Here is a 25,818-nt window from a genome sequence, read left to right as displayed (position 1 = left end):
GGAGGGGTGATTTCTCCCACGGTCTGTACTGCTGCGAACAGTCAGAAGCGAGCTATGTCCCTCCTCCTCCCTTCAAGTCCTACCATACAAGCGGGCTTGCCCGCGAAGAAGACCACACCGATTCAAAGCCCAGCGATATGGGTGACATCCTGCCGGTGCGATTGCAGGTAAGGCAGCACAGCCCCAAGCAGCGGCGCCTTGAACGGCTCCTGGAAGCGGTGCGCCAACCCCGGAATCAACCGCAGCTGGCTCCCCTGGATATGTGCTGCCAGGTGCACACCGTGCATCACTGGCAACAGCGGATCGGCGGTGCCATGCACCACCAGCGTCGGTACCCGCAACTCATTCAGCAACTGCACACGGCTCGGTTCGGCCAGAATCGCCATGATCTGGCGCTTGGCGCCCTCAGGGTTGAATGCCCGGTCATAGGCCACCGCGGCCTGCTGTAACAACGCGGCACGGTCGTCATGCACCTCGGGGCTGCCCAACGCCGCCAGCAGATCCGCCTGCTGCTCGATGGCCACTTCGCGATTGGGTGCGCTGCGCCGGGCCAGCAATTGCACCAGCGCAGGGGCCGGTGCCGGCAGCCCTGCCGCTCCCGAACTGGACATCACCAAGGTCAGGCTACGCACTCGCTCGGGCGCCATGGCTGCCAGGTGCTGGGCGATCATTCCGCCCATGCTGACACCCAACACATGGAATTGGCGAATGCCCAATGCGTCCATCAAGTGCAGCCCATCGCCCGCCATGTCAGTCAGGGAATAAGGTGACGACACTGGCAGGCCCAGCTTGTAGCGCAACAGCTCGACCGTGAGGTTGGCCGACGGCGGCAGCTGGTTCCAGCGCGAGAGGCCGACATCGCGATTGTCATAGCGAATGACCCGAAAGCCCTGGCGGCACAACGCTTCGACCACGTCGTCCGGCCAGTGGATCAATTGCCCGCCCAGGCCCATGACCAGCAGCAAGGCTGGATCGCGAGACGCGCCGACGCTCTGATAGACCAGGCTCAGCTCACCGATTTCGGCACGTTGCACCGGCACATGGGCGTCACAGCGCGTGTCGGCGAAGCTTGCCGAAGCGCTGAACACGAGAAAGAAAAACAGCAGAAAAGCCCGCATGAAAGAAACACCAGAATGCAGATCCCCAGTAGAGCGCGAGTCTGATGAATTTAATTCGGGCGCGCTGCCACAGTTCGGTGACAGTTTGATGAACCCTGCTGAACGGTGCGGCGCAAGGTCCAGTCGACAGCCTGGTGCAACATGAGCGAAACTCAACTCATTCCTTGTTTCCTCAAATTATTTTCTCGGAGTCAGCCGTGCTGGAGATCCGCCACCTGAAAACCCTTCATGCCCTGCGCGAGGCCGACAGCCTGGTCGAGGCCGCCGAACGCCTGCACCTGACCCAGTCGGCGCTGTCGCACCAGTTCAAGGAGCTGGAAGAGCGATTGGGGCTGCCGTTGTTCGTGCGCAAGACCAAGCCGATCCGCTTCACCAGCGCCGGCCTGCGCCTGCTGCAACTGGCCGATGCCACCCTGCCGCTGCTGCGCGGCGCCGAGCGCGACATCGCGCGGCTGGCCGGTGGCACCGCCGGGCGCTTGCACATGGCCATCGAGTGCCACAGCTGCTTCCAGTGGCTGATGCCGACCATCGACCAGTTCCGCGATGCCTGGCCAGAAGTGGAGCTGGACCTGGCCTCGGGCTTCGCCTTCGCCCCGCTGCCGGCGCTGGCCCGAGGCGACCTGGACCTGGTGGTGACTTCCGACCCGCTGGACCTGGCCGGCATTACCTACGTGCCACTGTTCACCTACGAAGCCATGCTTGCCGTGGCCAACCAGCACCCGCTGGCCAGCAAGCCGTACATGGTACCGCAGGACCTGCTCGACCAGACCCTGATCACCTACCCGGTGGAGCGCGACCGCCTGGATATCTTCACCCGCTTCCTGGAGCCGGCCGACATCGAGCCGGCTGCCGTGCGCACATCCGAGCTGACGGTGATGATGATGCAGTTGGTGGCCAGCGGCCGTGGCGTGTGCGGCATGCCGCATTGGGCGCTGCACGAATACAGCTCGCGGGGTTATGTGAAGGGCAAGCGCCTGGGCGAGAAAGGCCTGTTCGCCACGCTGTATGCGGCGGTGCGCACCGACATGCTCGATGCGCCTTACATGCGTGACTTCCTGCTGACCGCCAAGGACACCTCCTTCGCCACCCTCGACGGAGTCAGCGCAGTGCGCTGACGGTCTGGTAATAAAGCGGCAGGATCAGGTCACGGGTCAGCGGCGCCAGCTCCAGCGTTGCTGCCTGATCGGCGGCCAGCCACAGCACTTCTTCGATTTCCGCCGCCGGGGCTACGGCCTCGGCACTGTCGACGCGAAACAGTTCGGCCTGCACCTCGAAGCCTGGCTCGTTGGCAGCCGGCGCACTGAACTGGCCCAGGTGCACCGCCCGCTCCGGGTCGATGTGCAGCCCCAGTTCTTCCTGCAGTTCACGCACCAGCGCCTGAACGGGTGACTCACCCGCATCGATCTTGCCACCCGGCTGCATGAAAACCTGGGTGCCGCGCTTGCGTACCAGCAGGGTCGCGCCTTGCGGGTTGATCAGCAGGGCAGCGGCGATGCGGATGATATTGGGCATGGTTGGGCTCGCTGAAAACTGGCCGCAGAGGATCCCATGAGGTCGTGGGCCTGACAAGGTTGGTGTCTTCTGTGAGGGCCCCGCAGACGAACGGCCCCTTGCCAAGCCGCCGTTCACCCGCCATAACCAGTACATGAACCTGCCAGCCCACCAGCACCCGGTGCTCGAGTTGTTTCACCCGGCCGTCGGCACCTGGTTTCGCCGCCACTTCGCCACGGTCACCGACGCCCAGGCCCGTGCCTGGCCACTGATCCATGCCGGCCAGTCGATGCTGCTCGCCGCGCCGACCGGCTCAGGCAAGACCTTGAGCGCCTTCCTCGCCGTGCTCGACGAACTGTTCCGCGAGGGCCTGGAACATGACGGCGAGCTGCCTGCGCAGACTCAGGTCGTCTACGTGTCGCCGCTCAAGGCGCTGTCCAACGATATCCGCCTGAACCTGCAAAGCCCGCTCGAAGGCATCAGTCAGGCCCTTGAACAACAAGGCTTGAAAGCACCGCGCATCACCACTGCCGTGCGCACCGGTGATACCCCGCAGAAGGAGCGTGCGGCGATGCGCAAGCTGGCCCCCCATGTTCTGGTGACCACACCCGAGTCGCTGTACGTGCTGATGGGCTCGGCTTCCGGCCGCCAAGGCCTGGCCAGCGTGCACACGGTGATCGTCGACGAGATCCACGCCCTGGCCGGCAATAAGCGCGGCGCCCATCTGGCGCTGACCCTGGAACGTATGCAGGCCTTGTGCGGGCGTCCACTACGACGCATCGGCCTGTCCGCCACCCAGCGTCCAGTGGAGCGCGTGGCGCAATTCCTGGTCGGCCATCAGCGCCCTTGCGCGATCGTCGACGTCGGCCATGCGCGCCAGCGCGACCTCGCCATCGAAGTACCACCGGTGCCGCTTGGCGCGGTCATGGCCACGGATGTCTGGGGCCTGGTCTACGACCGCCTTGCCGAGTTGGCCCGGGCGCATCGCACCACGCTGGTCTTCGTCAACACCCGGCGCCTTGCTGAACGCATTACCCGTCATCTCGGCGACCGCCTGGGCAAGGAGGCAGTGGCTGCACACCATGGCAGCCTGGCCAAGGAACTGCGCCTGGACGCCGAACAACGCTTGAAGAACGGCCAGTTACAGGTACTGGTGGCCACCGCTTCGCTGGAGCTGGGCATCGACATCGGCGATGTCGACCTGGTCTGCCAGATCGAATCGCCCGGCTCGATCGCGGCCTTCCTGCAGCGGGTCGGCCGCTCCGGGCACCAGGTCGAGGGCATTCCCAAGGGCCGTCTGTTTGCCACCTCCCGCGATGACCTGATCGAATGCGTAGCCCTGCTCGACTGCGTGCGCCACGGCGAACTCGATGAACTGCATACCCCCAAGGCACCGCTGGACGTGCTGGCTCAGCAGATCGTCGCCGAGGCGAGCAACCAACCGTGGCAGGAGCAGGCGCTGTTCGACTGCCTGCGCCAGGCCACGCCCTATGCCGCCCTCGACCCTGAGCATTACCAGGCGCTGCTGCGCATGCTCGCCGAAGGCTACAACGGCCGCCTGGGCATCCGCAGCGCCTACCTGCACCGCGACGCCGTCAGTGGCACCTTGCGCGGGCGCCGGGGCAGCCAGCTGACCGCGCTGACCAGCGGCGGCACCATCCCCGAGACCGCCGACTATGCCGTGCTGCTCGAACCCCAGGCGTTGAGCATCGGCAGCGTCAATGAAGACTTTGCCGTGGAAAGCATTGCCGGGGACATCTTTCAGCTGGGCAACGCGTCCTACCGCATCCTGCGGGTCGAACCCGGGCGGGTGCGCGTCGAGGATGCCCAGGGCCTGCCGCCGACCATTCCGTTCTGGCTCGGCGAAGCGCCAGGACGCAGTGACGAACTGTCCGCCGCGGTCGCCCGCCTGCAGGCCCGCCTGGATGACCAGCTGGCGCAATACGCCGGCGAGGTCGTGGCGGTGCAGCAGTGGTTGCAAGACACCTTCGAACTCGACGAGGCCATTACCCTTCAGTTGCTCGACTACCTGGGCCGCACCCGCGAGGTGCTCGGAGCCCTGCCCTCGCAACAAACCCTGGTGATGGAGCGTTTCTTCGACGAGTCCGGCGGCACTCAGCTGATCATCCACTCACCCTACGGTAGCCGCATCAACCGCGCCTGGGGCCTGGCCTTGCGCAAGCGCTTCTGCCGCACCTTCAATTTCGAATTGCAGGCTGCGGCCAGCGAGGACGCCATCGTGCTGTCGCTGTCGACCAGCCACAGCTTCGATCTGGATGAAGTATGGCGCTACCTGAACAGCCGCAGCGCCGAGCAGATCCTCATCCAGGCCCTGCTCGACGCACCGCTGTTCGGCGTGCGCTGGCGCTGGAACGCCGGCGTGGCCATGGCCCTGCCGCGCTTCGTCGGAGGGCGCAAGGTGGCACCGCAGATCCAGCGCATGAAGAGCGAAGACCTGATTGCTGCGGTGTTTCCCGACCAGATCGCCTGCCTGGAAAACATCGCCGGCGAACGGCAGATCCCCGCTCACCCGCTGGTCGAGCAAACCCTCGACGACTGCCTGCACGAAGCCATGGACAGCGAAGGCTGGCTGGCCCTGCTACGGCGCATGGAAAGCGGCCAGGTGCGCTTGTTGTGCCGCGATCTGCCAGCGCCGTCCCCGCTGGCTGCGGCCATTCTCAATGCCAGGCCGTACGCCTTCCTCGACGACGCGCCGCTGGAGGAGCGGCGAACCCAGGCAGTGCTCAACCGGCGCTGGAACGACGTGCACAGCGGCGATGACCTGGGCGCACTGGATGCGGATGCAATTACTGCCGTTGAAGCCGAAGCCTGGCCACAGCCGGGCAATGCGGACGAAATGCACGAGGCATTGATGAGCCTGGGCGCCGTCAGCCTCGACGAAGTCCAGGCCAACCCCAGCTGGGACCTGCTGCTGCGCCAACTCGCCAAGGCCGGGCGCGCCTCGCGCCTTGCCGATGAAAGACTCTGGATGGCGCGCGAGCGCCTGAACCTGCTGCAAACGCTGTATCCGGCAGCGCGCCTGGAGCCCGCGCTGGGCGTGCTGCCCGGCTTCGACCAGGCCATCGACCCGGACAGCGCCTTGAGTGAACTGCTACGCGCCCGCCTGAGCGGCCACGGCCCGTTGAGCGTGGCACAGATCGCCGCGCCACTGGGCAAGCCCGCCGTGCAGGTCGAACAGGCGCTGGCCCGTCTTGAAGCCGAAGGCTACGTATTGCGTGGCCACTTCAGCCCAGGCGCAGGCGACCTGCAATGGTGCGAGCGGCACTTGCTGGCACGCATCCATCGCTACACGGTGAAACGCCTGCGCCGGGAGATCGAGCCGGTCAGCCTGCAGGACTTCATGCGTTTTCTGTTCGACTGGCAGCACCTGGCCCCAGATGAGCGTCTGCGTGGCCCGCAGGCAGTAGCCGAAGTGCTGGGCCAGTTGCAGGGATTCCCCAGTGCAGCCGGCGCCTGGGAAGCGGAACTGCTGCCTGCGCGCATCAAGGACTACAGCCCGCACTGGCTGGATGATGCTTGCCGCAGCGGGCAGTTTGCCTGGAGCCGCCTGGCAGCGACGGTGGCGAGCAGTACCTTGTCGAGCACACCTCTGGTGCTGTTGCCACGCGAGCACATGGGCCAATGGCGAAGCCTCGCGCCCGAGGCCGCCCCTGAAGCGCTCGGCGGGCGGGCGCAACGGGTGCTGGAGGCGCTGCAGGCACACGGGGCGTTGTTCTTCGACGAACTGACCAGCGATGCCCACCTGCTGCCCAGCGAGCTGGAAACGGCGTTGCAGGAACTGGTCGGTGCCGGCCTGGTGGGCGCCGACAGCTTCGCCGGGCTGCGCAGCCTGATTACCCCGGCGGCCAAGCGCAGCTCGCGCAACAGCCGGCGCGGCCACCCGCCGCTGTCGAGCAGCATGGCCCATGCCGGGCGCTGGGCGTTGCTGCGCAGAGGCGGCGGCGCGGTGGACGAAAGTCAACGTACAGAGCACATTGCCCGCGCCCTGTTGCGACGTTACGGGGTGATCTGCTGGCGGCTGCTGGAGCGCGAGAGTGATGTGCTGCCACCGTGGCGCGAACTACTGCGCTGCTATCACCGGCTGGAGGCACGTGGCGAGATTCGTGGCGGGCGCTTCATTGCCGGGTTGGCGGGTGAACAGTTCGCCTTGCCGGAGGCGGTCGGCTTGCTCAGGCAAGTACGGCGGCGAGCCCTGGATGAAGCGCTGGTGGTGGTGAGTGCGAGCGACCCGCTGAACCTGATCGGGTCGTTGCTGCCTGGGGCGAAAGTGCCTGCTGTGGGTGGCAACCGGGTGCTGTATCGCGATGGCGTGCCCGTGGCGGTGCGCGTGGCCGGGCGTTATAGCTATCTGCTGGATGCCTCGGCGCAGGAGCAAGCGAGCTGGAAAGATAAATTGATGCGTACGCCGACAGGGTTTCAGCGCCTGTGAGATCAAGCGCCGCCCGCGCGGCGCTCGATCTCAAAGGCCATGAACCTTTATCGACATACACCCAAGGCGAGAATGATTTTCGCTACCCCGATTTTAATTTGCACTGCCACACAACTTGGCTATGGTCGGGGTTTGCCCCAGGCCCTGAGCCTGACCGCGCCATCGTAAGGACCCCGTATGAGCCTGTCACTTCTCAGCCGCTATGCCTTCTTCACCGCCTGTGTACTGTTCACCCTGGCGAGCCTGCCGTTCCTCCACCATGAATGGTTGTGGCCGTTCACCCTGACGACCGGGGTACTCAGCCTGATCGGCGTATTCGACCTGGTGCAGCAACGCCACGCAGTACGCCGCAATTATCCGATCCTGGGCAACATCCGCTACCTGGTCGAGGGCATTCGCCCCGAAATCCGTCAATACCTGCTGGAAGCCGACAGCGATGCCCTGCCCTTCTCCCGCGCCCAGCGCTCGCTGGTGTACGCCCGGGCGAAGAACGAGGCCTCGGACAAACCCTTTGGCACCCTGATCGACGTCTACGAATCAGGCTTCGAGTTCATCGGCCACTCCATGCGCCCGGCCCCCCTGACCGACCCGGCGAGCTTCCGGGTCATTGTCGGCGGCCCGCAGTGCAGCCAACCCTACTCGGCATCGATCTTCAATATCTCGGCCATGAGCTTCGGCTCGCTCAGTGCCAACGCCATCCGGGCGCTGAACAAGGGCGCCAAACTGGGCAACTTCCACCACGACACCGGCGAAGGCAGCATCAGCCCCTATCACCGCGAAAACGGTGGGGACCTGGTCTGGGAACTGGGCAGCGGCTACTTCGGCTGCCGCACCGCCGACGGCCGCTTCGACCCTGAACGCTTCGCCGCCCAGGCCCGCACCCCGCAAGTGCGGATGATCGAAATCAAGATGAGCCAGGGTGCCAAGCCCGGCCACGGCGGCATCCTGCCCAAGCACAAGGTGACCCAGGAGATTGCCGAAACGCGAGGCGTGCTGATGGGCGAGGACTGCATTTCGCCATCGCGCCACAGCGCCTTCTCCACACCGATCGAGATGATGCAGTTCATCGCCCAGCTGCGTGAGTTGTCTGGTGGCAAGCCGGTGGGCTTCAAGTTCTGCCTCGGCCACCCGTGGGAGTTCATGGGCATCGCCAAGGCCATGCTGGAAACCGGCATCCTGCCGGACTTCATCGTCGTCGACGGCAAGGAAGGCGGCACCGGTGCAGCGCCCGTGGAGTTCACCGACCACATCGGCGTGCCGCTGCGTGAGGGCCTGCTGTTCGTGCACAACACCCTGGTCGGCCTGAACCTGCGCGACAAGATCAAGCTCGGTGCCAGCGGCAAGATCGTCAGCGCCTTCGACATCGCCAGCGTGCTGGCCATCGGCGCCGACTGGGCCAACTCGGCGCGCGGCTTCATGTTCGCCATCGGCTGCATCCAGTCGCAGAGCTGCCACACCAACAAGTGCCCGACCGGCGTGGCCACCCAGGACCCGCTGCGCCAGCGTGCCCTGGTGGTGCCGGACAAGGCCCAGCGGGTGCTGAACTTCCATCACAACACCTTGCGTGCACTGGCCGAGATGCTGGCCGCGGCGGGCCTTGACCACCCGGCGCAGCTGGAGGCCAAGCACCTGGTGCGGCGCGTGTCGGCCACCGAGATCAAGCTGTTCTCGCAAATGCACGTGTTCTTGAAGCCAGGGGAGTTGCTGACCGGCGAGGTGAATGGCCAGTTCTACTCACGCATGTGGCAAATGGCGCGAGCGGACAGCTTCGAGCCACACAGCGAGCTCGCGGCCTAATGGGTCGCCGGGGCCGCGAAGCGGCCCCGGGCTCAGGTCAGGAAGCAGTACTCACCACACCCTGCACGTCTTTCGGCGCCAGGCGGAACGCGTGATACAGCACCGTCAGCATCACCAGGAACGCCGGGCCGATGTACAGCGCCACGCGGGTATCCTCGAAGTACGCCATCAGGCCCACCACCAGCACCAGGAAGGCCAGGGCCAGGTAGGAACTCAGCGGCCACAGCCACATACGATATTTCAGCCCCTTCTGCTCGGCGCTCGACAGGCCGGCGCGGAACTTGATCTGCGCCAGCAGGATCATTACCCAGGTCCAGATTGCACCGAAGGTGGCGATCGAGGTCACCCAGACGAACACCTTCTCCGGCACCAGGTAGTTGGCCAGCACGCCCAGCAGCAGTGCACCGATCGACAGCAGCAGTGCATTGCGCGGCACGCCGCTCTTCGAGGTGCGGGCAAAGGCGGCCGGGGCCTGGCCGTTCTGCGCCAGGCTGTAGAGCATGCGCCCGGTGCTGAAGATGCCGCCGTTGCACGACGACAGTGCAGCGGTAATCACCACGAAGTTGATGATACCCGCAGCGGTCTTGATGCCCAGCCGCTCGAAGGTCATGACGAACGGGCTGCCCTGGCTGCCGATGCCGTCCCACGGGTAGATCGACAGGATCACGAACAGTGCGCCGACGTAGAACAGCAGGATGCGCCAGAACACCGAGCCGATGGCCTGGGGGATGGTTTTCTGCGGGTTGCGTGCTTCACCAGCGGTCAGGCCGATCATTTCCACGCCCAGGTAGGCGAACATCACCATCTGCAGCGACATCAGCACACCGGTCACACCGTTGGGCATGAAGCCGCCGTTGCTCCACAGGTTGGAGATGCCCAAGGCCACGCCATCGTTGCCGAAACCGAACGCGATCACACCGATGCCACCGAGGACCATGGCGATGATGGTGACGATCTTGATCAGGGCGAACCAGAACTCGAACTCACCGAATGCCTTGACCGCGATCAGGTTGACCGCGCCCATGCTGCCCAGTGCCATCAAGGCCCAGATCCAGCGCGGTACGTCGGGGAACCAGATGCCCATGTAGATGGCCACCGCAGTGATTTCCGCAACGCACGTCACCAGCCACAGGAACCAGTAGTTCCAGCCGGTAAGGAAGCCCGCCAGCGGGCCAAGGTAGTCCTGGGCATAGCGGCTGAATGAGCCAGCGACCGGGTTGTGCACGGCCATCTCGCCGAGGGCACGCATGATCACCAGAATGGCCAGGCCACCAATGATGTAGGAAAGCATGATCGCGGGGCCGGCCATTTCGATGGCTTTGGCCGAACCGAGGAAAAGTCCCACGCCGATACAGGCGCCCAGCGCCATCAGACGGATGTGCCGTTCACCCAGCTCACGCTTGAGCGGGCCGCCCTCGATGGGCTCGGCAGGGGCAGGATGGTTGCCGACTGGCATAGCAATACAACCTCATTTTGTTATTGGATTTGACCTCCGTGCAGCACCGACCATGCCGATAGGCGTGGCGTTGGCTTGCCGGGCTGGCCTTGTGGGCCGGCCCGTGTGCCGGGCTAGAGCAGCCGGCAGGGCGAAGGGCCGAGCAGTATAGGAAGTCCGTTACAGGGGTTTTCGCTGTATAAACAGGGAAATTCAGCGAGATTTTCCGCAGAGCGAGCGCCGCCCCCTGTTCCATTGCCACCCTAACAACATCACTGGAGGAATAAACCCACACCAAAGTCACATAGCCCTACATCACATTTCTCGGCTTCCTACAAATTTTTCACCTGTTCCTGTCAACGTCTAAGCTTCAGACAAGCAAGACGAAAATACTTGGCCGGATTGAAGACTATGGGCGCACTGTGGCAATCGGAACCAACCAGAACGGAAGCATCTGAAGCACCTCCGGCCAAGACGCCACAACCGCAGTCCCCACGCCAGCGCAGGCTTTGGTGGCGGCTGATCTTCTTGATCCTGCTGGTGGCACTGGTCGCCATCGGTTACGCCGCCTACGACGAGTTCCGCACCTCCAACCTGCAGTCGCGCGAGTTCAGCAAACTGGCCACCACCCTCACCTATTCGCTGCAGCCAGGGCCGAGCGACGCCATCGTCTATCCGGGTGACGGGCCATTCGACAAGCGCCTGGGCTACAGCGGGCTGGGCGAGTTCCTGCCACGCCTGCTCAAGCGCGACTACCTGATCAGCGAACAGGTACAGTTCTCCCCGGCCTTGATGCGCTACGTGGATCACGGTCTGTTCGCCCCCTACATCGAGAAGATCCAGGCTGGCCTGTCGATTACCGACTGCCGGGGCGACACGCTGTACCAGTACAACTACCCGCAACACCTGTACCCGGATTTCGCCTCTATCCCATCGGTGATGGTCAACAGCCTGCTGTTCATCGAAAACCGCGACCTGCTCGACACCACGGACGTGAAGAACAACCCGGCCGTCGACTGGCCGCGCTTTGCCAAGGCCGCCTACAGCCAGGTGGCCAAGTACCTGGCCCTGCCGGGCCAGTCGGCGGGGGGCAGTACCCTCGCCACCCAGCTGGAGAAGTATCGCCATTCGCCGGATGGCCTGACCGTCAGTGGCGCCGAGAAGATCCGCCAGATGATCTCGGCCAGCGTGCGCGCTTACCAGGGCGGGCCCGACACCAGCGAAGCACGCCACCGGATCGTGCGCGACTACCTCAACAGCGTGCCGCTGTCGGCCGTGCCTGGGCATGGCGAGGTGCATGGCATGGCCGAAGGCCTGCGGGTGTGGTACGGCGCCGATTTCGATCAGGTCAACCAGGCGCTGACCTCCACCGCCACCGACCCGCAGAGCATGGCCGCGCGCGGCCTGGCCCTGCGCCAGGTGCTGTCGCTGATGATCGCCCAGCGCCGCCCTTCACATTACCTGTCCAAAGGCCGCGTCGAACTGGCCGAGCTCACCGACTCGCACATCCGCGTACTGGCTGCGAACAACATCATCGAGCCGCCGCTGGCCGAGGCTGCGCTGGCCAGCAAGGCGATCTACCGCGACTGGGTCGCCCAGCCGACCATCGTGCCGATCATCACCAACAAGGGCATCAGCCTGGCACGCAACCGCCTGGCGGCCATGCTCAACCGCCCGCTGTACGACCTTGACCGCCTCGACGTGTCGGCTACCAGTACCCTGCAGGCCGACCTGCAGTTGCAGGTCAGCCAGTACCTGAAAAACCTTGCCGACCCTGAATTCGCTGCGCAGATGGGCCTTATCGGCGAACGCCTGCTCACCTCCAAGACCACCGACCAGGTGAGCTACAGCTTCACTCTGTTCGAGCGCACCGCCGATGGCTCGCGGGTGCGCGTGCAGACCGACAGCACCAACCAGCCTTTCGACATCAACGAAGGTAGCAAACTGGAGCTGGGCTCGACCGCCAAGCTGCGGGTGCTCACGACGTACCTGGAGATCATCGCCGAACTGCACGACAAGTACGCCGGCAAGCCGGCCGCCGAGCTGAAGAAGGTGGAAGTCGCCGAACTCGACCGCATCACCCAGTGGTCGCTGGAATGGCTGGCGCAGAACAGCAAGAACCAGAGCATGGACGCAATGCTCGATGCGGCGCTGGAGCGCAAGTACTCCGCCAACACGGGCGAAGCCTTCTTCACCGGCGGCGGCATGCACGTATTCAACAACTTCCGCAAGGAAGACAACAACCGCAACCCGACGCTCAAGGATGCCCTGCGCGAATCGATCAACCTGCCGTTCATCCGCCTCATGCGCGACCTGGTGCGGTACGTCACCTACCAGCAGCCGTTCAATCGCGTGCCGCTGCTCAAGGACGATTCCGACCCGCGCCGGCAGGAGTACCTGGCGCGCTTCGCCGACAAGGAAGGCACCAGCTACCTGATGCGCTTCTGGAAGAAGTACCAGCGCAAGACCTCTCAGCAGCGCCTGGACACCTTCCTCGACAGCATGCGCGCCACACCGCAGCGCCTGGCAGCAGTGCACCGCTACCTGTTCCCGGAAGCCGGGCAGGAAACCTTCAATGCCTTCGTCCGTGCCCACAGCAAGGATGACAAGATCGCCCTGGGCAAACTCACCGACGGCAAGCTGGCGGAAATGTACGAAGCCTACGGCCCCGGCAAGTACGACCTGCCTGACCAGGGCTACATTGCCAAGGTCCACCCGTTGGACCTGTGGCTGCTGGGCTACCTGTTGAAGAACCCCAGTTCGACGCTGACCGAAATGGTCAATGCCAGCCGCTTCGAGCGCCAGGAAGTCTACAGCTGGCTGTTCAAGAGTCGCCACCAGGGGGCGCGTGACAGTCGTATCCGCACCATGGTCGAGATCGAGGCGTTCCTCGATATCCATCAACGCTGGAAACGCGTGGGCTACCCGTTCGACCACCTGGTGCCATCACTGGCCACCGCCATCGGCAGCTCCGGCGACCGCCCGGCGGCTTTGTCGGAACTGGTCGGCATCATCCAGAACGACGGCGTGCGCCTGCCGACGCTGCGTATCGACACCCTGCACTTCGCCGCCAATACCCCGTACGAGACCAAGCTGATCAGCGACCCGGACCGTGGCGTGCGGATTCTGCCGGTGGAAGTGGCGCGAGCGCTGAAGGGCGCGATGTCGCAGGTGGTCGATGCCGGTACCGCACGGCGCATCTCCGGCAGCTTCAAGCTCAATGACGGCACGCCACTGGTGATGGGCGGCAAGACCGGTACCGGCGACAACCGTATCGAAAGCTTCGGCGCAGGCGGCCGCCTGATCGGCTCGCGCTCGCTGAACCGCACAGCCACCTTCGTGTTCTATCTCGGCGACAACCACTTCGGCACCTTGACCGCCTTTGTCCCGGGGCGCTCGGCGGAGGCCTTCAAGTTCACCTCGGCGTTGCCGGTGCAGGTTCTCAAGGGCATGGCGCCGATCCTTATGCCGTACTTGCAGCCGGGCAACCCGAACGCGTGCAAACCGCCACAGGTTGCCATGCATGGCAACGACTCATCTAAAACGTAGATGATAATCATCGGCATTTGCAGGCTTGTGTTTAGATATATCTTAAGTAATATCTTTCGATATATCGAAAAACAGGAAGCCCCAGATGCGCGACCACTCCGCACATGACCCTTTCGACCGCCGCCCCGCCCGGGGCGAGCGTGGCCCGCGAGTTTTCGCCCCGGGCGACCTCAAACTGCTGATGCTCTCGATGCTGGCCGAACAACCCGGCCACGGCTATGACCTGATCCGCCAGATCGAGAACCTGTTCGACGGCAGCTATACACCCAGCCCCGGGGTGATCTACCCCACCCTCAACTTCCTCGAAGAAGCCGAATTGATCAGCGGCCAGGTGCACGGCAGCAAACGCCTGTACGCCATCACCGCTGCCGGCCGCAACGCACTGGCCGATCAGGCCGTGGCGCTTGACGGCGTTCGCATGCGCATCGAAGTCAGCAAGCGCGCCCTGCGCGGCCACGACCGCCCGCCAGAAATCCACGAAGCCGTCGGCAACCTGCGCCACGCCCTGCACATGCACAGTGGCCGCTGGGCCCCGGAAGAAATCGAACGGGTGCGCAACCTGCTCAACGACACTGCCAAGGCCATTGCCTCCGGGCCGGCCGATCCAGTCAGGGAGAACCCCCATGAGTGACACCATTCACCGCGTCAACCACGAGATCCGCCAGCGCCGCCTGCAGGTGCTGCGGGTCACCGACCTCACCCCGCGCATGCGCCGCATCACCCTTGGCGGCGACGAGCTGCAGGGTTTCACCAGCCTGGGCAGTGACGACCACATCAAGCTGCTGTTCGCTGAGAATGCCGATCAGCAGCAGGCCATCGACAACCGCAACCTGGGCCGTGACGGCGGCGCCCGGCCGACCATGCGCGAGTACACTCCACGGCGTATCGACCTGGTGGCCCATGAGCTGGACATCGACTTCGTGCTGCACGGCGACGGCCCTGCCTCGACCTGGGCGGCCCAGGCGGCGCCGGGGCAGACCCTGAACATCGCCGGGCCACGCGCTTCGATGGTGGTGCCGGATATTTTTGACAGCTACCTGCTGGTAGGCGACGAGACGGCGATTCCGGCAATTGGCCGGCGACTGGAAGAATTGCCGGCGGGGCGCCGGGTGCTGGCGGTGATCCAGATCGAGGATGAGCACGAGCGCCAGGCATTGCCGAGCAAGGCTGAAGTCGATGTGATCTGGCTCAGGCGCGATGAAGACTTGCTGGCGTTGCTGCAGGGGATGACGCTGCCCGAAGGCAAGTTGTACAGCTGGGTTGCGCTGGAAAAATCGCTGACCCGCCAGGCCAAGGCGCTGTTGCTGGAGAAAGGCGTGGCGGAAGATGCCCTCAAGGCCGCCGCATATTGGCGTGCCGATGGATCTGCAGACGACGAGTGAACCCTCCCGACCGCGCTCCCCTGTAGGAGCGGCCTTGTGTCGCGAAAGGGCTGCGAAGCAGCCCCAGCAATATGTGTGGCGTCGCTGAAATCCCGGGGCTGCTTCGCAGCCCTTTCGCGACACAAGGCCGCTCCTACAAATCAAGCAACCCCGCGCGATCCCTGCCACCGATCCAGCCCCAGCATCACCAGGCCAATCGCCCAGAACCCCGCCAGCACCCCCAGCGCATTGAGCATCACCTGCCCATACCCCAGGGTCGCCACATCGATGAACGGGTAGGCATACGCCCCGATCTCACTCCCCCGCCACAGCGCATAGGCGAAATACACCGCCGGGTACAGCGCCCACACCATCAGGTGCCAAAGCCGCAGGCTGCCCTTGGGCACCTCGAACCACCAGTACAAGGCGAACAGAAGCGGCATCACATCGTGCAGCAGCTCATCCGCCAACCACTGCCAGCCTTCGGGCTGCCACAGGTGCCGTAACAGCAAACTGTAAGCCGACGCCACCAGGACGATGCTGGCCGCGACTGCAGAACTCACCGATGGGGACAGAAACCAGCGCCTGGCCGCCGACTCCCGGCCGAAAGCTGCGTAACTGAGCACCGTGGCCACCAGGGTGTTGGTCAGCACGGTGAAATAACCGAACACATTGATCAGCCCGCCAATCAGGCTGGCCTGCTCCTGCCAGCGCGCCAGCAGCACCAGATAGACCTGCACCGTGAGGCCGAACCAGCCAAGCAACGCCATCGACGTCAGCCAGGGGCGCCGTGGCATGTCAGGCCTGGCGCTGCAGCTTCACATACAACTGCTCGACCTTTTCCCGCGCCCAAGGGGTCTTGCGCAGGAAGGTCAGGCTCGACTTGATGCTCGGGTTGCTCTTGAAGCAGCGCACATCAACGCGTTCGGCCAGGCCCTGCCATTGGTAGTGCGCCACCAGTTCGGTGAGGATCTGTTCGAGGGTCTTGCCGTGCAACGCGTTGTGTTGGGCCGTGCTCATGCCAGTGCTCCGTAGGAAAGATGCGCACCTTACACGAGTGTAGTGGCAGGTGGGATCCGTGTTGCCTGCAGAAAAAGCGCTGGCCAGAGGTAAATCCTCTGTGCTGAAATAGTGATGTTATATTGTAACAACACAAAAGCATCTGCCAAGGAACGCCTCATCCCCATGCTGCACATTCCGCTGCGCCTCTCCCCCCTCGCTGTCGCCCTGTGGCTCGCCTCCTCACCCAGTCAAGCCGTGGAACTGGAACCTCAAGTCATCACCGCCAACCCGTTGGGCAACCGTCAACTGGCGGCGCCCAGCACCGTGCTCGAAGGTGACGACCTGCTGCAACAACAGCACGGCAGCCTCGGTGAAACCCTGAACAAGCAACCCGGCGTGGCCTCCACCTGGTTCGGCCCTGGCGCCAGCCGCCCGGTGATTCGTGGCCTGGATGGCGACCGCATTCGTATCCTGCGCAATGGCGTGGGTGCCCTGGATGCCTCGTCGCTGTCCTACGACCACGCGGTACCGCTGGACCCGGTCACGGTCGAACGCGTGGAAATCGTCCGCGGCCCCGCCGCCCTGCTCTACGGCGGCAATGCCATCGGTGGCGTGGTCAATACCTTCGACAACCGCATTCCGGACTCGCCGATCGAGGGCATCCATGGTGCCGGCGAATTGCGCTACGGCGGCGCCGACACCACCCGCAGCAGTGCCGGCAAGCTTGAAGCCGGCGACGGCACCTTCGCCCTGCACCTGGACGCCAACAGCCGCCAGTTCAACGACCTGCGCATTCCCGGGTACGCGCAAAGCGGCAAAGTGCGTGACGCCGACGCGCCAGGCAGTCGCCACCGCCTGGAAAACAGCGACGGCCGCCAGGACGGTGGTGCGATCGGCGGTTCCTACAACTGGGAACATGGCTATGCCGGCCTGTCCTACAGCCGCTACGACAGCAACTACGGTTCGGTAGCCGAACCCGGCGTGCGCCTGGACATGAAGCAGGACCACTACGCTTTCGCCTCCGAAGTGCGCGACCTCGACGGCCCGTTCAGCTCGGTCAAGGTCGATGCGGGCTATACCGACTACGAACACAGCGAAATCGAAGAAGGCGAAGTGCATACCACCTTCAAGAACAAGGGCTACGAAGCCCGCATCGAAGCCCGCCATCAGCCGCTCGGCCCGCTTGAAGGCGTGATCGGTGCACAGGTCAGCCGCAACGAATTCTCGGCACTGGGCGAGGAAGCCTTCGTCCCGCAGACCGACACCGACAGCCTGGCGCTATTCATGCTCGAACAATGGCAGGCTACCGAGCGACTGAACCTGAGCCTCGGCGCACGCCTGGAACACACTCGCGTCGACCCCGACGCCAAGGGCAACGAAAACTTCGCAGGCGCCGACAGCGCCAGCAGCTTCAATGCCTTCAGCCTGTCTTCAGGCGCGGTTTACCAGCTCGACCCGATCTGGTCGCTGGCGACCAACCTCGGCTACACCGAACGGGCCCCGACCTTCTATGAGCTGTACGCCAATGGCGCCCACGTGGCCACCGGGGCATACGAAGTCGGTGATGCCAGCCTGAACATGGAAAAGGCCATTTCCGCCGACCTGGCCCTGCGCTTCGACAATGGCACCCACAAAGGCAGTGTCGGGCTGTTCTACAGCCACTTTCGCAACTACATCGGCCTGATCGGCACGGGCAACCTGCGTGAAGGCCATGATCACGACCATGACGAGGAAGATCACGACCACGATCATGACGAGGGTGGCTTCCCCGAGTACCAGTACCAGGGCGTGCGTGCGCGCTTCTATGGCATCGAGGCGCAGGACCGCTGGAAGCTGGCGGAGAACCGCTATGGCAGCTTCGCGCTGGAGCTGTCCGGCGACTACACCCGGGCCAAGAATCTCGACAGCGGCGAGCCGTTGCCGCGCATTGCACCACTGCGCCTGAACAGTGGCCTGGTGTGGGAGCTGGACCGCTGGCAGGCGCGGGTCGATGTGCAACACGCCGCCTCTCAGCACCGCAAGCCTGAGGACGAGACCAGCACCGACGGCTACACCACGCTCGGGGCCAGCGTCGGCTACCGCTTCGACATCGGCCACAGCCAGTGGCTGGCCTTCGTGCGCGGCGAGAACCTGACCGACCAGACTGTGCGCTATGCCAGCTCGATCTTGCGCGATATCGCGCCAGCACCGGGGCGTAGTGTCGAGTTTGGACTGCGTACTTCCTTCTGAAATCGCCGGGGCTGCTCCCACAGGTACGGCACCACCATTACCGGCAGCGCCGTACCTGCGGGAGCGGCCTTGTGTCGCGAAAGGAGCGCAAAGCGCTCCCGGCATTCTCAAGACTGTTACCAATCGAGCAACAATCAACTGCGACAATTTGTCTTTTTTTCTTACAACATCCCCTATATCCTCCTCGCCGCAAGCTGAATCGCTTCATCCAACATTCCTATTTGCCATCTCCATCGAAGAGCCCGCTCCTCGGTGCGCTTGCCGTTTGCTCAACAATCAAAAGATAGCGCTATCTCATGTTCCAACTGCTCAAGACCCGCTACACCGGCTTTGCCCTCATTGCCCTCACCGCCAGCCTGCCGAACACGGCCAACGCCAGCGAACCCTTCACCAAGGACTCCCCATGGATGTTCGGTGACTGGGGTGGCACCCGTACCGAGCTGTTGGAAAAAGGCTACGACTTCACCCTCGGGTACACCGGCGAGATGGGCAGCAACCTGCGCGGCGGTTACGACCACGACCGCACTGCACGTTACAGCGACCAGTTCACCTTCGGCAGCCATCTGGACCTGGAGAAGATTCTCGGCTGGAACGACACCGAGTTCCAGCTGACCGTCACCGAACGCCATGGCGACAACATCAGCAACGACCGCATCAACGACCCGCGGGTCGGCGGCTTCACCTCGGCCCAGGAAGTCTGGGGCCGTGGCGAAACCTGGCGGCTGACCCAGATGTGGATCAAGCAGAAATACTTCGACGGCGCCCTGGACGTAAAAGCCGGCCGCTTCGGCGAAGGCGAGGATTTCAACAGCTTTCCCTGCGACTTCCAGAACCTGGCCTTCTGCGGCTCGCAGGTGGGCAACTGGGTCGGCGGTATCTGGTACAACTGGCCTGTCAGCCAGTGGGCCTTGCGCGTGCGCTACAACCTGAACCCCGAGCTCTACGCCCAGGTTGGCGTGTATGAGCAGAACCCGTCCAACCTCGAATCGGGCAACGGCTTCAAGTTGAGCGGCAGCGGCACCCAAGGCGCGGTGATGCCGGTCGAACTGGTATGGAGCCCACGCCTCAATGGCCTGAAAGGGGAATATCGCGCCGGCTACTACTACAGTAATGCCAAGGCACAGGATGTTCTCAAGGACAGCAACGGCCAGCCGGCCGCCCTCAGTGGCGCCGCCTACCGCAGCAGTTCGAGCAAGCACGGCATGTGGCTCGGCGCCCAGCAGCAGGTCACTTCGTTGGACTCCGACCAATCCCGGGGCCTGAGCCTGTTTGCCAACGCCACGCTGCACGACAAGAAGACCAATGTCATCGACAACTATGTTCAGGCAGGACTGGTTTACAAAGGCCCCTTCGACGCCCGCGCCAAGGACGACATCGGCTTCGCCGTCGCCCGCGTGCATGCCAACCCGGCCTACCGCAAGAACGCCCGCCTGGCCAATCAGGTGGCCGGCCTCGACGACTACGACAACCCTGGCTACCTGCCGGTGCAAGACACCGAGTACAGCGCCGAACTCTATTACGGTATTCACCTGGCCGACTGGCTCACGGTGCGCCCGAACCTGCAGTACATCCGCCATCCGGGCGGGGTGTCGCAGGTCGACAGCGCGCTGATCGGCGGCCTGAAGATTCAAAGCACGTTCTGACCATTTTCACACTGACCACCTTCACATAAGGGAGAACCTACGATGAGCACTGACGGTGCCAACCAAGGAACCCGCTGGCTACCGCGCCTGATGGGCGTGCTGCTGTTGCTGATGGGCCTGGCCCTGCTGGCCGGCGGCATCAAGCTGAGCCAGCTGGGCGGATCGCTGTACTACCTGATTGCCGGTTTCGGCTTTGCCCTGTCGGGCGCCCTGCTGCTGGCCCGTCGTCGTATCGCTTTGGGCCTGTATGGCCTGGTGTTGCTGGGCAGCACCGTGTGGGCCATGCTCGAAGTGGGCCTGGACTGGTGGCAGTTGGTGCCACGCCTGGCCATCTGGTTCGCCATCGGCGTAGTGCTGCTGCTGCCGTGGACCCGCCGCCCGCTGACCGGCCCGGCCGCCAGGGCCAACACCGCGCTGCTGGGCATCGCCGTGCTGGCTTCAGGCGCCTGCGCCTTGGGTAGCCAGTTCACCCACCCGGGTGAAGTGTTCGGCGAACTCGGCCGCGACAACAGCGAAATGGGCAGCGCCGCACCGGCCATGCCCGATGGCGACTGGCAGGCCTACGGCCGCACCGAGCACGGCGACCGCTATTCGCCGCTGCGCCAGATCACCCCGCAGAACGCCTACCGCCTGGAAGAAGCCTGGCGTATCCAGACCGGCGACCTGCCGACCGATAACGACCCGGTGGAGCTGACCAACGAAAACACCCCGTTGAAGGCCAACGGCATGCTCTATGCCTGCACCGCCCACAGCAGGGTGCTGGCCCTGGACCCGGACACCGGTGCCGAGATCTGGCGCTACGACCCACAGATCAAGACCCCGGTCGGCACTTTCAAGGGTTTTGCCCACATGACCTGCCGCGGCGTTTCGTACTATGACGAGAACAGCTACGTCAGCCGCGACGGTAGCCCCGCGCCGAAGGTGTCCGATGCCGGCCAGGTGGTGGCCCAGGCCTGTCCACGGCGCCTCTACCTGCCGACCGCCGACGCTCGCCTGATCGCCATCAACGCCGACAACGGCAAGGTCTGCGAAGGCTTCGCCAACCAGGGCGCGATCGACCTGACCACTGGCATCGGCCCGTTCACTGCTGGCGGCTACTACTCCACCTCGCCGGTAGCGATCACCCGCAGCCTGGTGATCATCGGCGGCCATGTCACCGACAACGAGTCGACCAACGAACCGTCCGGCGTGATCCGCGCCTACGACGTGCACGACGGCCGTCTGGTATGGAACTGGGACAGCAACAACCCGGACGACACCAAGCCACTGGCCCCTGGCAAGATGTACAGCCGCAACTCGGCCAACATGTGGTCGCTGGCCAGCGTCGACGAAGACCTGGGGATGGTCTACCTGCCGCTGGGCAACCAGACGCCCGACCAGTGGGGTGCAGACCGCACCCCGGGGGCCGAGAAATACAGCGCTGGCGTGGTCGCCCTCGACCTTGCCACCGGCAAGGCCCGCTGGAACTACCAGTTCACCCACCACGACCTGTGGGACATGGACGTCGGCAGCCAGCCGACCCTGGTGCACCTCAAGAGCAAGGACGGCGTAAAGCCGGCGATCATCGTGCCGACCAAGCAGGGCAGCCTGTACGTGCTCGACCGCCGCGACGGCACGCCGATCGTGCCGATCCGCGAGATCCCGGTTCCGCAGGGCGCGGTCAAGGGTGACCACACCGCACCGACCCAGGCCCGCTCCGACCTCAACCTGCTTGGCCCCGAGCTGACCGAACAGGCCATGTGGGGCGCCACGCCGTTCGACCAGATGCTGTGCCGCATCCAGTTCCGCGAGCTGCGCTACGAAGGCCAATACACCCCGCCGTCCGAACAGGGCAGCCTGGTCTATCCGGGCAACGTCGGCGTGTTCAACTGGGGCGGCGTATCGGTCGATCCGGTGCGCCAGCTGCTGTTCACCTCGCCCAACTACATGGCCTTCGTGTCGAAGATGGTACCGCGTGAGCAAGTGGCCGCCGACAGCAAGCGCGAAAGCGAAACCAGCGGCGTGCAGCCGAACACCGGCGCGCCATACGCAGTGACCATGCACCCGTTCATGTCGCCGATCGGCATCCCCTGCCAGGCGCCTGCGTGGGGTTATGTGGCCGCCATCGACCTGTTCACCAACAAGGTGGTGTGGAAGCGCAAGAACGGCACCACCCGTGACAGCACCCCGGTGCCGATCGGCATGCCGGTGGGCGTACCAAGCATGGGCGGTTCCATCGTCACCGCCGGTGGCGTCGGTTTCCTCAGCGGCACCCTCGACCAGTTCCTGCGCGCCTATGACGTGAACAACGGCAAGGAGCTGTGGAAGGCCCGCCTGCCAGCGGGTGGCCAGGCCACGCCGATGACCTACACCGGCAAGGACGGCAAGCAGTATGTGCTGATCGTCGCCGGCGGCCATGGCTCGCTGGGTACCAAAATGGGCGATTACATCATCGCTTACAAACTGGCCGAATAATCACCGCCGCTCTGTAGGAGCGGCCTTGTGTCGCGAAAGGGCTGCAAAGCAGCCCCAGCTATTTCGGCAATGTTGCTGAATTCCTGGGGCCGCGTTGCGCCCCTTTCGCGACACAAGGCCGCTCCTACACCATTGAAACCCATCCCCCCCCGCCCCATCTAAGCACCATAGTCATTCACGCAGGTGCCCCATGAGCGACCAGCAGGATTTCCCGGAACAACCCGACGAACACAGTGCAGTAGAGCCGCCCGACACTCAGGCCGGTACCAGCCATGCCCTCGCCCTGCCCGGCCAGCAGCTGCCGGACAAGGTCTATGTGATCCCGATCCACAACCGCCCGTTCTTCCCTGCGCAAGTGCTGCCGGTGATCGTCAATGAAGAGCCCTGGGCCGAAACCCTCGACCTGGTGGCCAAGACCGAGCACCATTCGCTGGCCCTGTTCTTCATGGATACCCCGCCGGAAGACCACCGCCATTTCGACACCTCTGCACTGCCGGAGTACGGCACCCTGGTCAAGGTGCACCACGCCAGCCGCGAAAACGGCAAATTGCAGTTCGTCGCCCAGGGCCTGACCCGGGTGCGCATCCGCACCTGGCTCAAGCACCATCGCCCGCCCTACCTGGTCGAGGTCGAGTACCCGCGCCAGCCGGCCGAGCCGACCGATGAGGTCAAGGCCTACGGCATGGCGCTGATCAATGCGATCAAGGAGCTGCTGCCGCTCAATCCGCTATACAGTGAAGAGTTGAAGAACTACCTCAACCGCTTCAGCCCTAACGACCCTTCGCCACTCACAGACTTCGCCGCCGCGCTCACCTCCGCCACCGGCAACCAACTGCAGGAAGTGCTCGACTGCGTGCCCATGCTCAAGCGCATGGAGAAGGTCCTGCCGATGCTGCGCAAGGAAGTCGAGGTCGCGCGCCTGCAGAACGAGATCTCCGCCGAGGTCAATCGGCAGATCGGCGAGCACCAGCGCGAGTTCTTCCTCAAGGAACAGCTCAAGGTCATTCAGCAGGAACTGGGCCTGACCAAGGACGACCGCAGCGCCGACCTTGAACAGTTCGAGCAGCGCCTTGAGGGCAAGACCCTGCCCGAGCAGGCGAAAAAGCGCATCGACGAAGAAATGGGCAAGCTGGCCATCCTCGAGACCGGCTCGCCCGAATACGCTGTCACCCGCAATTATCTGGAATGGGCCACCGCCCTGCCCTGGGGCGTGTACGGCAAGGACAAGCTCGACCTCAAGCACGCACGCAAAGTGCTCGACCAGCACCACGCGGGCCTGGACGATATCAAGGAACGCATCCTCGAGTTCCTCGCTGTCGGCGCCTGGAAGGGCGAGATCAGCGGTTCGATCGTGCTGCTGGTGGGGCCGCCTGGGGTGGGCAAGACCAGCATTGGCAAGTCCATCGCCGAATCCCTCGGCCGGCCGTTCTACCGTTTCAGCGTCGGCGGTATGCGCGATGAGGCGGAAATCAAAGGGCACCGGCGCACCTACATCGGCGCCCAGCCGGGCAAGCTGGTGCAGGCGCTGAAGGATGTCGAGGTGATGAACCCGGTGATCATGCTCGACGAGATCGACAAGATGGGCCAGAGCTACCAGGGCGACCCGGCCTCGGCATTGCTGGAAACCCTCGATCCGGAGCAGAACGTCGACTTCCTCGACCACTACCTGGACCTGCGCCTGGACCTGTCCAAGGTGCTGTTCGTGTGCACCGCCAACACCCTGGACTCGATCCCCGGCCCGCTGCTCGACCGCATGGAGGTGATCCGCCTGTCCGGCTACATCACCGAAGAGAAACTGGCCATTGCCAAGCGCCACCTTTGGCCCAAGCAGCTGGACAAGGCCGGCGTGGCCAAGACCAGCCTTAGCATCAGCGACAGCGCCCTGCGCACGGTGATCGAGGGCTACGCCCGTGAGGCCGGGGTGCGCCAGCTGGAGAAACAGCTGGGCAAGCTGGTGCGCAAGGCCGTGGTCAAGCTGCTGGAAGACCCGGACGCCAAGCTCAAGATCGGCAACAAGGACCTGGAGGCGGCCCTGGGCATGCCGGTATTCCGCAGCGAGCAGGTGCTGGCTGGCAAAGGCGTGATCACAGGCCTTGCGTGGACCAGCATGGGCGGTGCGACCCTGCCGATCGAGGCCACGCACATCCATAGCCTCAACCGCGGCCTGAAACTCACCGGGCAGTTGGGGGATGTGATGAAGGAATCGGCGGAGATCGCCTACAGCTACATCAGCTCCAATCTGAAGCAGTTCGGTGGCACACCCGGTTATTTCAACGAAGCCTTCATCCATCTGCACGTGCCCGAGGGCGCCACGCCCAAGGATGGCCCCAGTGCCGGGGTGACCATGGCCAGCGCCCTGCTGTCCCTGGCCCGTGACCAGGCGCCGAAGAAGGGCGTTGCCATGACCGGCGAACTGACCCTGACCGGCCAGGTACTGCCTATTGGTGGTGTGCGCGAAAAGGTGATCGCGGCGCGGCGGCAGAAGATTTTCGAGCTGATTCTGCCGGAGCCGAACCGCGGGGACTTCGAAGAGCTGCCGGACTATCTGCGCGAAGGCCTGACCGTGCATTTCGCCAAGCGCTTCGCCGACGTGGCCAAAGTGCTGTTCTGAACCACCGGCTCGCTTTTTGTAGGAGCGGCCTTGTGTCGCGAAAGGGCCGCAAAGCGGCCCCAGGATCTTCGCCACTACACAGGTTTTGGGGCTGCTGCGCAGCCCTTTCGCGACACAAGGCCGCTCCTACAACGACCGCGCAGGACGCACCATAATCTGCAACTTCGGGTATCCTCAGGCCATCGCCAGCCTTCGGAGCCACCATGACCGCCCCTCGTCTGCTCGTTCCCCTGAGCCTCGCCCTGCTCGCCGCCTGCGCCCAGCAGCCGAAGCAAACCGTCGAACTGGACGCCGAAAGCGAATGCCCCAAGCGCCTGCACGTCGGCCAGAGCCTTACCCTGACCCTCCCCAGCAACCCCACCACCGGCTACCGCTGGCTGGTACAGAACCCGGCATCCAACGTGCTGCAAAGCCTGGGGCCCGAGGTCTACAGCGCCCCCGAGGACGTCGGTATCGTCGGCAGTTCGGGCATCTCGACCTGGCGCTACCAGGCCCGCACCGCCGGTGAAGGCCACCTGGTACTGGTCTACCAGCAACCCTGGGCCCCGGAAGTGCGCCCGGTACAGACCTTCGATTGCGCCATCCGGGTCGACTGATCGCACAGCGCTGGTCAGCGAACCATGCATCCACGCCGCGGTTTGGCTAGAATGCCGGCCTGCATATCGCCAGCCGCCTGGA

Annotated in this window: 16 protein-coding genes; 11 read left to right on the top strand and 5 right to left on the bottom strand. The window is 64.3% G+C overall.

Going from position 1 to position 25,818, the window contains the following annotated elements:
* Positions 1-122 precede the first annotated feature (122 nt).
* A complete protein-coding gene (locus ACIPW4_RS20105; protein WP_400660842.1) occupies positions 123-1,118 on the bottom strand; it encodes an alpha/beta fold hydrolase in 996 nt (331 codons plus the stop codon).
* A 197-nt stretch (positions 1,119-1,315) separates the two neighbouring features.
* Between ACIPW4_RS20105 and metR the strand changes: the two genes are divergently transcribed.
* Positions 1,316-2,233, top strand: coding sequence for a transcriptional regulator MetR (gene metR / locus ACIPW4_RS20100; RefSeq protein ID WP_060512723.1), 918 nt, complete (start codon positions 1,316-1,318; stop codon positions 2,231-2,233).
* Here metR and ACIPW4_RS20095 read toward each other — a convergent pair.
* Positions 2,217-2,630 (bottom strand): NUDIX domain-containing protein, encoded by a 414-nt coding sequence (locus tag ACIPW4_RS20095; protein ID WP_400660841.1) that lies wholly within the window; start codon positions 2,628-2,630, stop codon positions 2,217-2,219. The genes metR and ACIPW4_RS20095 overlap by 17 nt on opposite strands.
* A 133-nt stretch (positions 2,631-2,763) precedes the next feature.
* Here ACIPW4_RS20095 and ACIPW4_RS20090 point away from each other — a divergent pair, with 133 nt between their 5' ends.
* Together ACIPW4_RS20090 and ACIPW4_RS20085 are read left to right on the top strand one after the other, a co-directional pair.
* Positions 2,764-7,059, top strand: coding sequence for a DEAD/DEAH box helicase (locus ACIPW4_RS20090; protein WP_400660839.1), 4,296 nt, complete (start codon positions 2,764-2,766; stop codon positions 7,057-7,059).
* A 177-nt stretch (positions 7,060-7,236) separates the two neighbouring features.
* A complete protein-coding gene (locus tag ACIPW4_RS20085; protein WP_400660837.1) occupies positions 7,237-8,856 on the top strand; it encodes an FMN-binding glutamate synthase family protein in 1,620 nt (539 codons plus the stop codon).
* 37 nt (positions 8,857-8,893) lie between these two features.
* On the opposite strand, the gene ACIPW4_RS20080 is transcribed toward ACIPW4_RS20085, so the two are convergent.
* On the bottom strand, positions 8,894-10,312 hold the full coding sequence (locus ACIPW4_RS20080; protein ID WP_400660835.1) for an amino acid permease: 1,419 nt from the start codon (positions 10,310-10,312) through the stop codon (positions 8,894-8,896).
* Positions 10,313-10,702: 390 nt separating this feature from the next.
* Here ACIPW4_RS20080 and ACIPW4_RS20075 point away from each other — a divergent pair, with 390 nt between their 5' ends.
* The 3 genes from ACIPW4_RS20075 to ACIPW4_RS20065 all read left to right on the top strand — a co-directional run bounded on the left by ACIPW4_RS20075 (position 10,703) and on the right by ACIPW4_RS20065 (position 15,222).
* Positions 10,703-13,840 (top strand): transglycosylase domain-containing protein, encoded by a 3,138-nt coding sequence (locus ACIPW4_RS20075; protein WP_400660833.1) that lies wholly within the window; start codon positions 10,703-10,705, stop codon positions 13,838-13,840.
* An 85-nt stretch (positions 13,841-13,925) separates the two neighbouring features.
* Positions 13,926-14,471: a PadR family transcriptional regulator gene (locus ACIPW4_RS20070; RefSeq protein WP_400660832.1), complete on the top strand. Its 546-nt coding sequence runs from the start codon at positions 13,926-13,928 to the stop codon at positions 14,469-14,471.
* The gene (locus ACIPW4_RS20065) at positions 14,464-15,222 is read left to right on the top strand and encodes a siderophore-interacting protein (protein WP_400660831.1); all 759 of its coding nucleotides are present in this window, start codon (positions 14,464-14,466) and stop codon (positions 15,220-15,222) included. Before ACIPW4_RS20070 ends, ACIPW4_RS20065 begins: the two co-directional genes overlap by 8 nt.
* A 140-nt stretch (positions 15,223-15,362) precedes the next feature.
* Here the strand turns inward: ACIPW4_RS20065 and ACIPW4_RS20060 are convergent, their stop codons facing one another.
* Positions 15,363-15,998: a Pr6Pr family membrane protein gene (locus ACIPW4_RS20060; RefSeq protein ID WP_400660829.1), complete on the bottom strand. Its 636-nt coding sequence runs from the start codon at positions 15,996-15,998 to the stop codon at positions 15,363-15,365.
* 1 nt (position 15,999) lies between these two features.
* Positions 16,000-16,221, bottom strand: a complete 222-nt coding sequence (locus ACIPW4_RS20055) for a VF530 family DNA-binding protein (RefSeq protein ID WP_023378991.1) — start codon at positions 16,219-16,221, stop codon at positions 16,000-16,002.
* Positions 16,222-16,386: 165 nt separating this feature from the next.
* Between ACIPW4_RS20055 and ACIPW4_RS20050 the strand changes: the two genes are divergently transcribed.
* The 5 genes from ACIPW4_RS20050 (at position 16,387) to ACIPW4_RS20030 (ending at position 25,736) form a co-directional block, all read left to right on the top strand.
* Positions 16,387-18,432 carry a TonB-dependent receptor gene (locus ACIPW4_RS20050; protein ID WP_400660828.1) on the top strand — a complete coding sequence of 682 codons (2,046 nt, stop codon included), beginning with the start codon at positions 16,387-16,389 and terminating at the stop codon, positions 18,430-18,432.
* Positions 18,433-18,728: 296 nt separating this feature from the next.
* Positions 18,729-20,075, top strand: coding sequence for a carbohydrate porin (locus ACIPW4_RS20045; RefSeq protein WP_400660827.1), 1,347 nt, complete (start codon positions 18,729-18,731; stop codon positions 20,073-20,075).
* Positions 20,076-20,117: 42 nt separating this feature from the next.
* Positions 20,118-22,529 carry a glucose/quinate/shikimate family membrane-bound PQQ-dependent dehydrogenase gene (locus ACIPW4_RS20040; protein WP_400660825.1) on the top strand — a complete coding sequence of 804 codons (2,412 nt, stop codon included), beginning with the start codon at positions 20,118-20,120 and terminating at the stop codon, positions 22,527-22,529.
* Between the two features lie 190 nt (positions 22,530-22,719).
* Positions 22,720-25,140, top strand: coding sequence for an endopeptidase La (lon, locus tag ACIPW4_RS20035; protein WP_400660823.1), 2,421 nt, complete (start codon positions 22,720-22,722; stop codon positions 25,138-25,140).
* 203 nt (positions 25,141-25,343) lie between these two features.
* Positions 25,344-25,736, top strand: coding sequence for a protease inhibitor I42 family protein (locus ACIPW4_RS20030; RefSeq protein ID WP_400660821.1), 393 nt, complete (start codon positions 25,344-25,346; stop codon positions 25,734-25,736).
* Positions 25,737-25,818 lie beyond the last annotated feature (82 nt).

This window comes from Pseudomonas sp. NPDC089996, from assembly GCF_044748405.1.
Taxonomy (GTDB): domain Bacteria; phylum Pseudomonadota; class Gammaproteobacteria; order Pseudomonadales; family Pseudomonadaceae; genus Aquipseudomonas.
Note: the sequence above shows the minus strand (reverse complement) of the source record. Positions and strands in the feature narration are given on the sequence as shown.

What these genes read in the sequence shown, in the direction of transcription:
- ACIPW4_RS20105 (WP_400660842.1), bottom strand. Translation starts at nt 1,118, where the DNA reads ATGCGGGCTTTTCTGCTGTTTTTCTTTCTCGTGTTCAGCGCTTCGGCA.
- ACIPW4_RS20095 (WP_400660841.1), bottom strand. Translation starts at nt 2,630, where the DNA reads ATGCCCAATATCATCCGCATCGCCGCTGCCCTGCTGATCAACCCGCAA.
- ACIPW4_RS20090 (WP_400660839.1), top strand. Translation starts at nt 2,764, where the DNA reads ATGAACCTGCCAGCCCACCAGCACCCGGTGCTCGAGTTGTTTCACCCG.
- ACIPW4_RS20085 (WP_400660837.1), top strand. Translation starts at nt 7,237, where the DNA reads ATGAGCCTGTCACTTCTCAGCCGCTATGCCTTCTTCACCGCCTGTGTA.
- ACIPW4_RS20080 (WP_400660835.1), bottom strand. Translation starts at nt 10,312, where the DNA reads ATGCCAGTCGGCAACCATCCTGCCCCTGCCGAGCCCATCGAGGGCGGC.
- ACIPW4_RS20075 (WP_400660833.1), top strand. Translation starts at nt 10,703, where the DNA reads ATGGGCGCACTGTGGCAATCGGAACCAACCAGAACGGAAGCATCTGAA.
- ACIPW4_RS20070 (WP_400660832.1), top strand. Translation starts at nt 13,926, where the DNA reads ATGCGCGACCACTCCGCACATGACCCTTTCGACCGCCGCCCCGCCCGG.
- ACIPW4_RS20065 (WP_400660831.1), top strand. Translation starts at nt 14,464, where the DNA reads ATGAGTGACACCATTCACCGCGTCAACCACGAGATCCGCCAGCGCCGC.
- ACIPW4_RS20060 (WP_400660829.1), bottom strand. Translation starts at nt 15,998, where the DNA reads ATGCCACGGCGCCCCTGGCTGACGTCGATGGCGTTGCTTGGCTGGTTC.
- ACIPW4_RS20055 (WP_023378991.1), bottom strand. Translation starts at nt 16,221, where the DNA reads ATGAGCACGGCCCAACACAACGCGTTGCACGGCAAGACCCTCGAACAG.
- ACIPW4_RS20050 (WP_400660828.1), top strand. Translation starts at nt 16,387, where the DNA reads ATGCTGCACATTCCGCTGCGCCTCTCCCCCCTCGCTGTCGCCCTGTGG.
- ACIPW4_RS20045 (WP_400660827.1), top strand. Translation starts at nt 18,729, where the DNA reads ATGTTCCAACTGCTCAAGACCCGCTACACCGGCTTTGCCCTCATTGCC.
- ACIPW4_RS20040 (WP_400660825.1), top strand. Translation starts at nt 20,118, where the DNA reads ATGAGCACTGACGGTGCCAACCAAGGAACCCGCTGGCTACCGCGCCTG.
- lon (WP_400660823.1), top strand. Translation starts at nt 22,720, where the DNA reads ATGAGCGACCAGCAGGATTTCCCGGAACAACCCGACGAACACAGTGCA.
- ACIPW4_RS20030 (WP_400660821.1), top strand. Translation starts at nt 25,344, where the DNA reads ATGACCGCCCCTCGTCTGCTCGTTCCCCTGAGCCTCGCCCTGCTCGCC.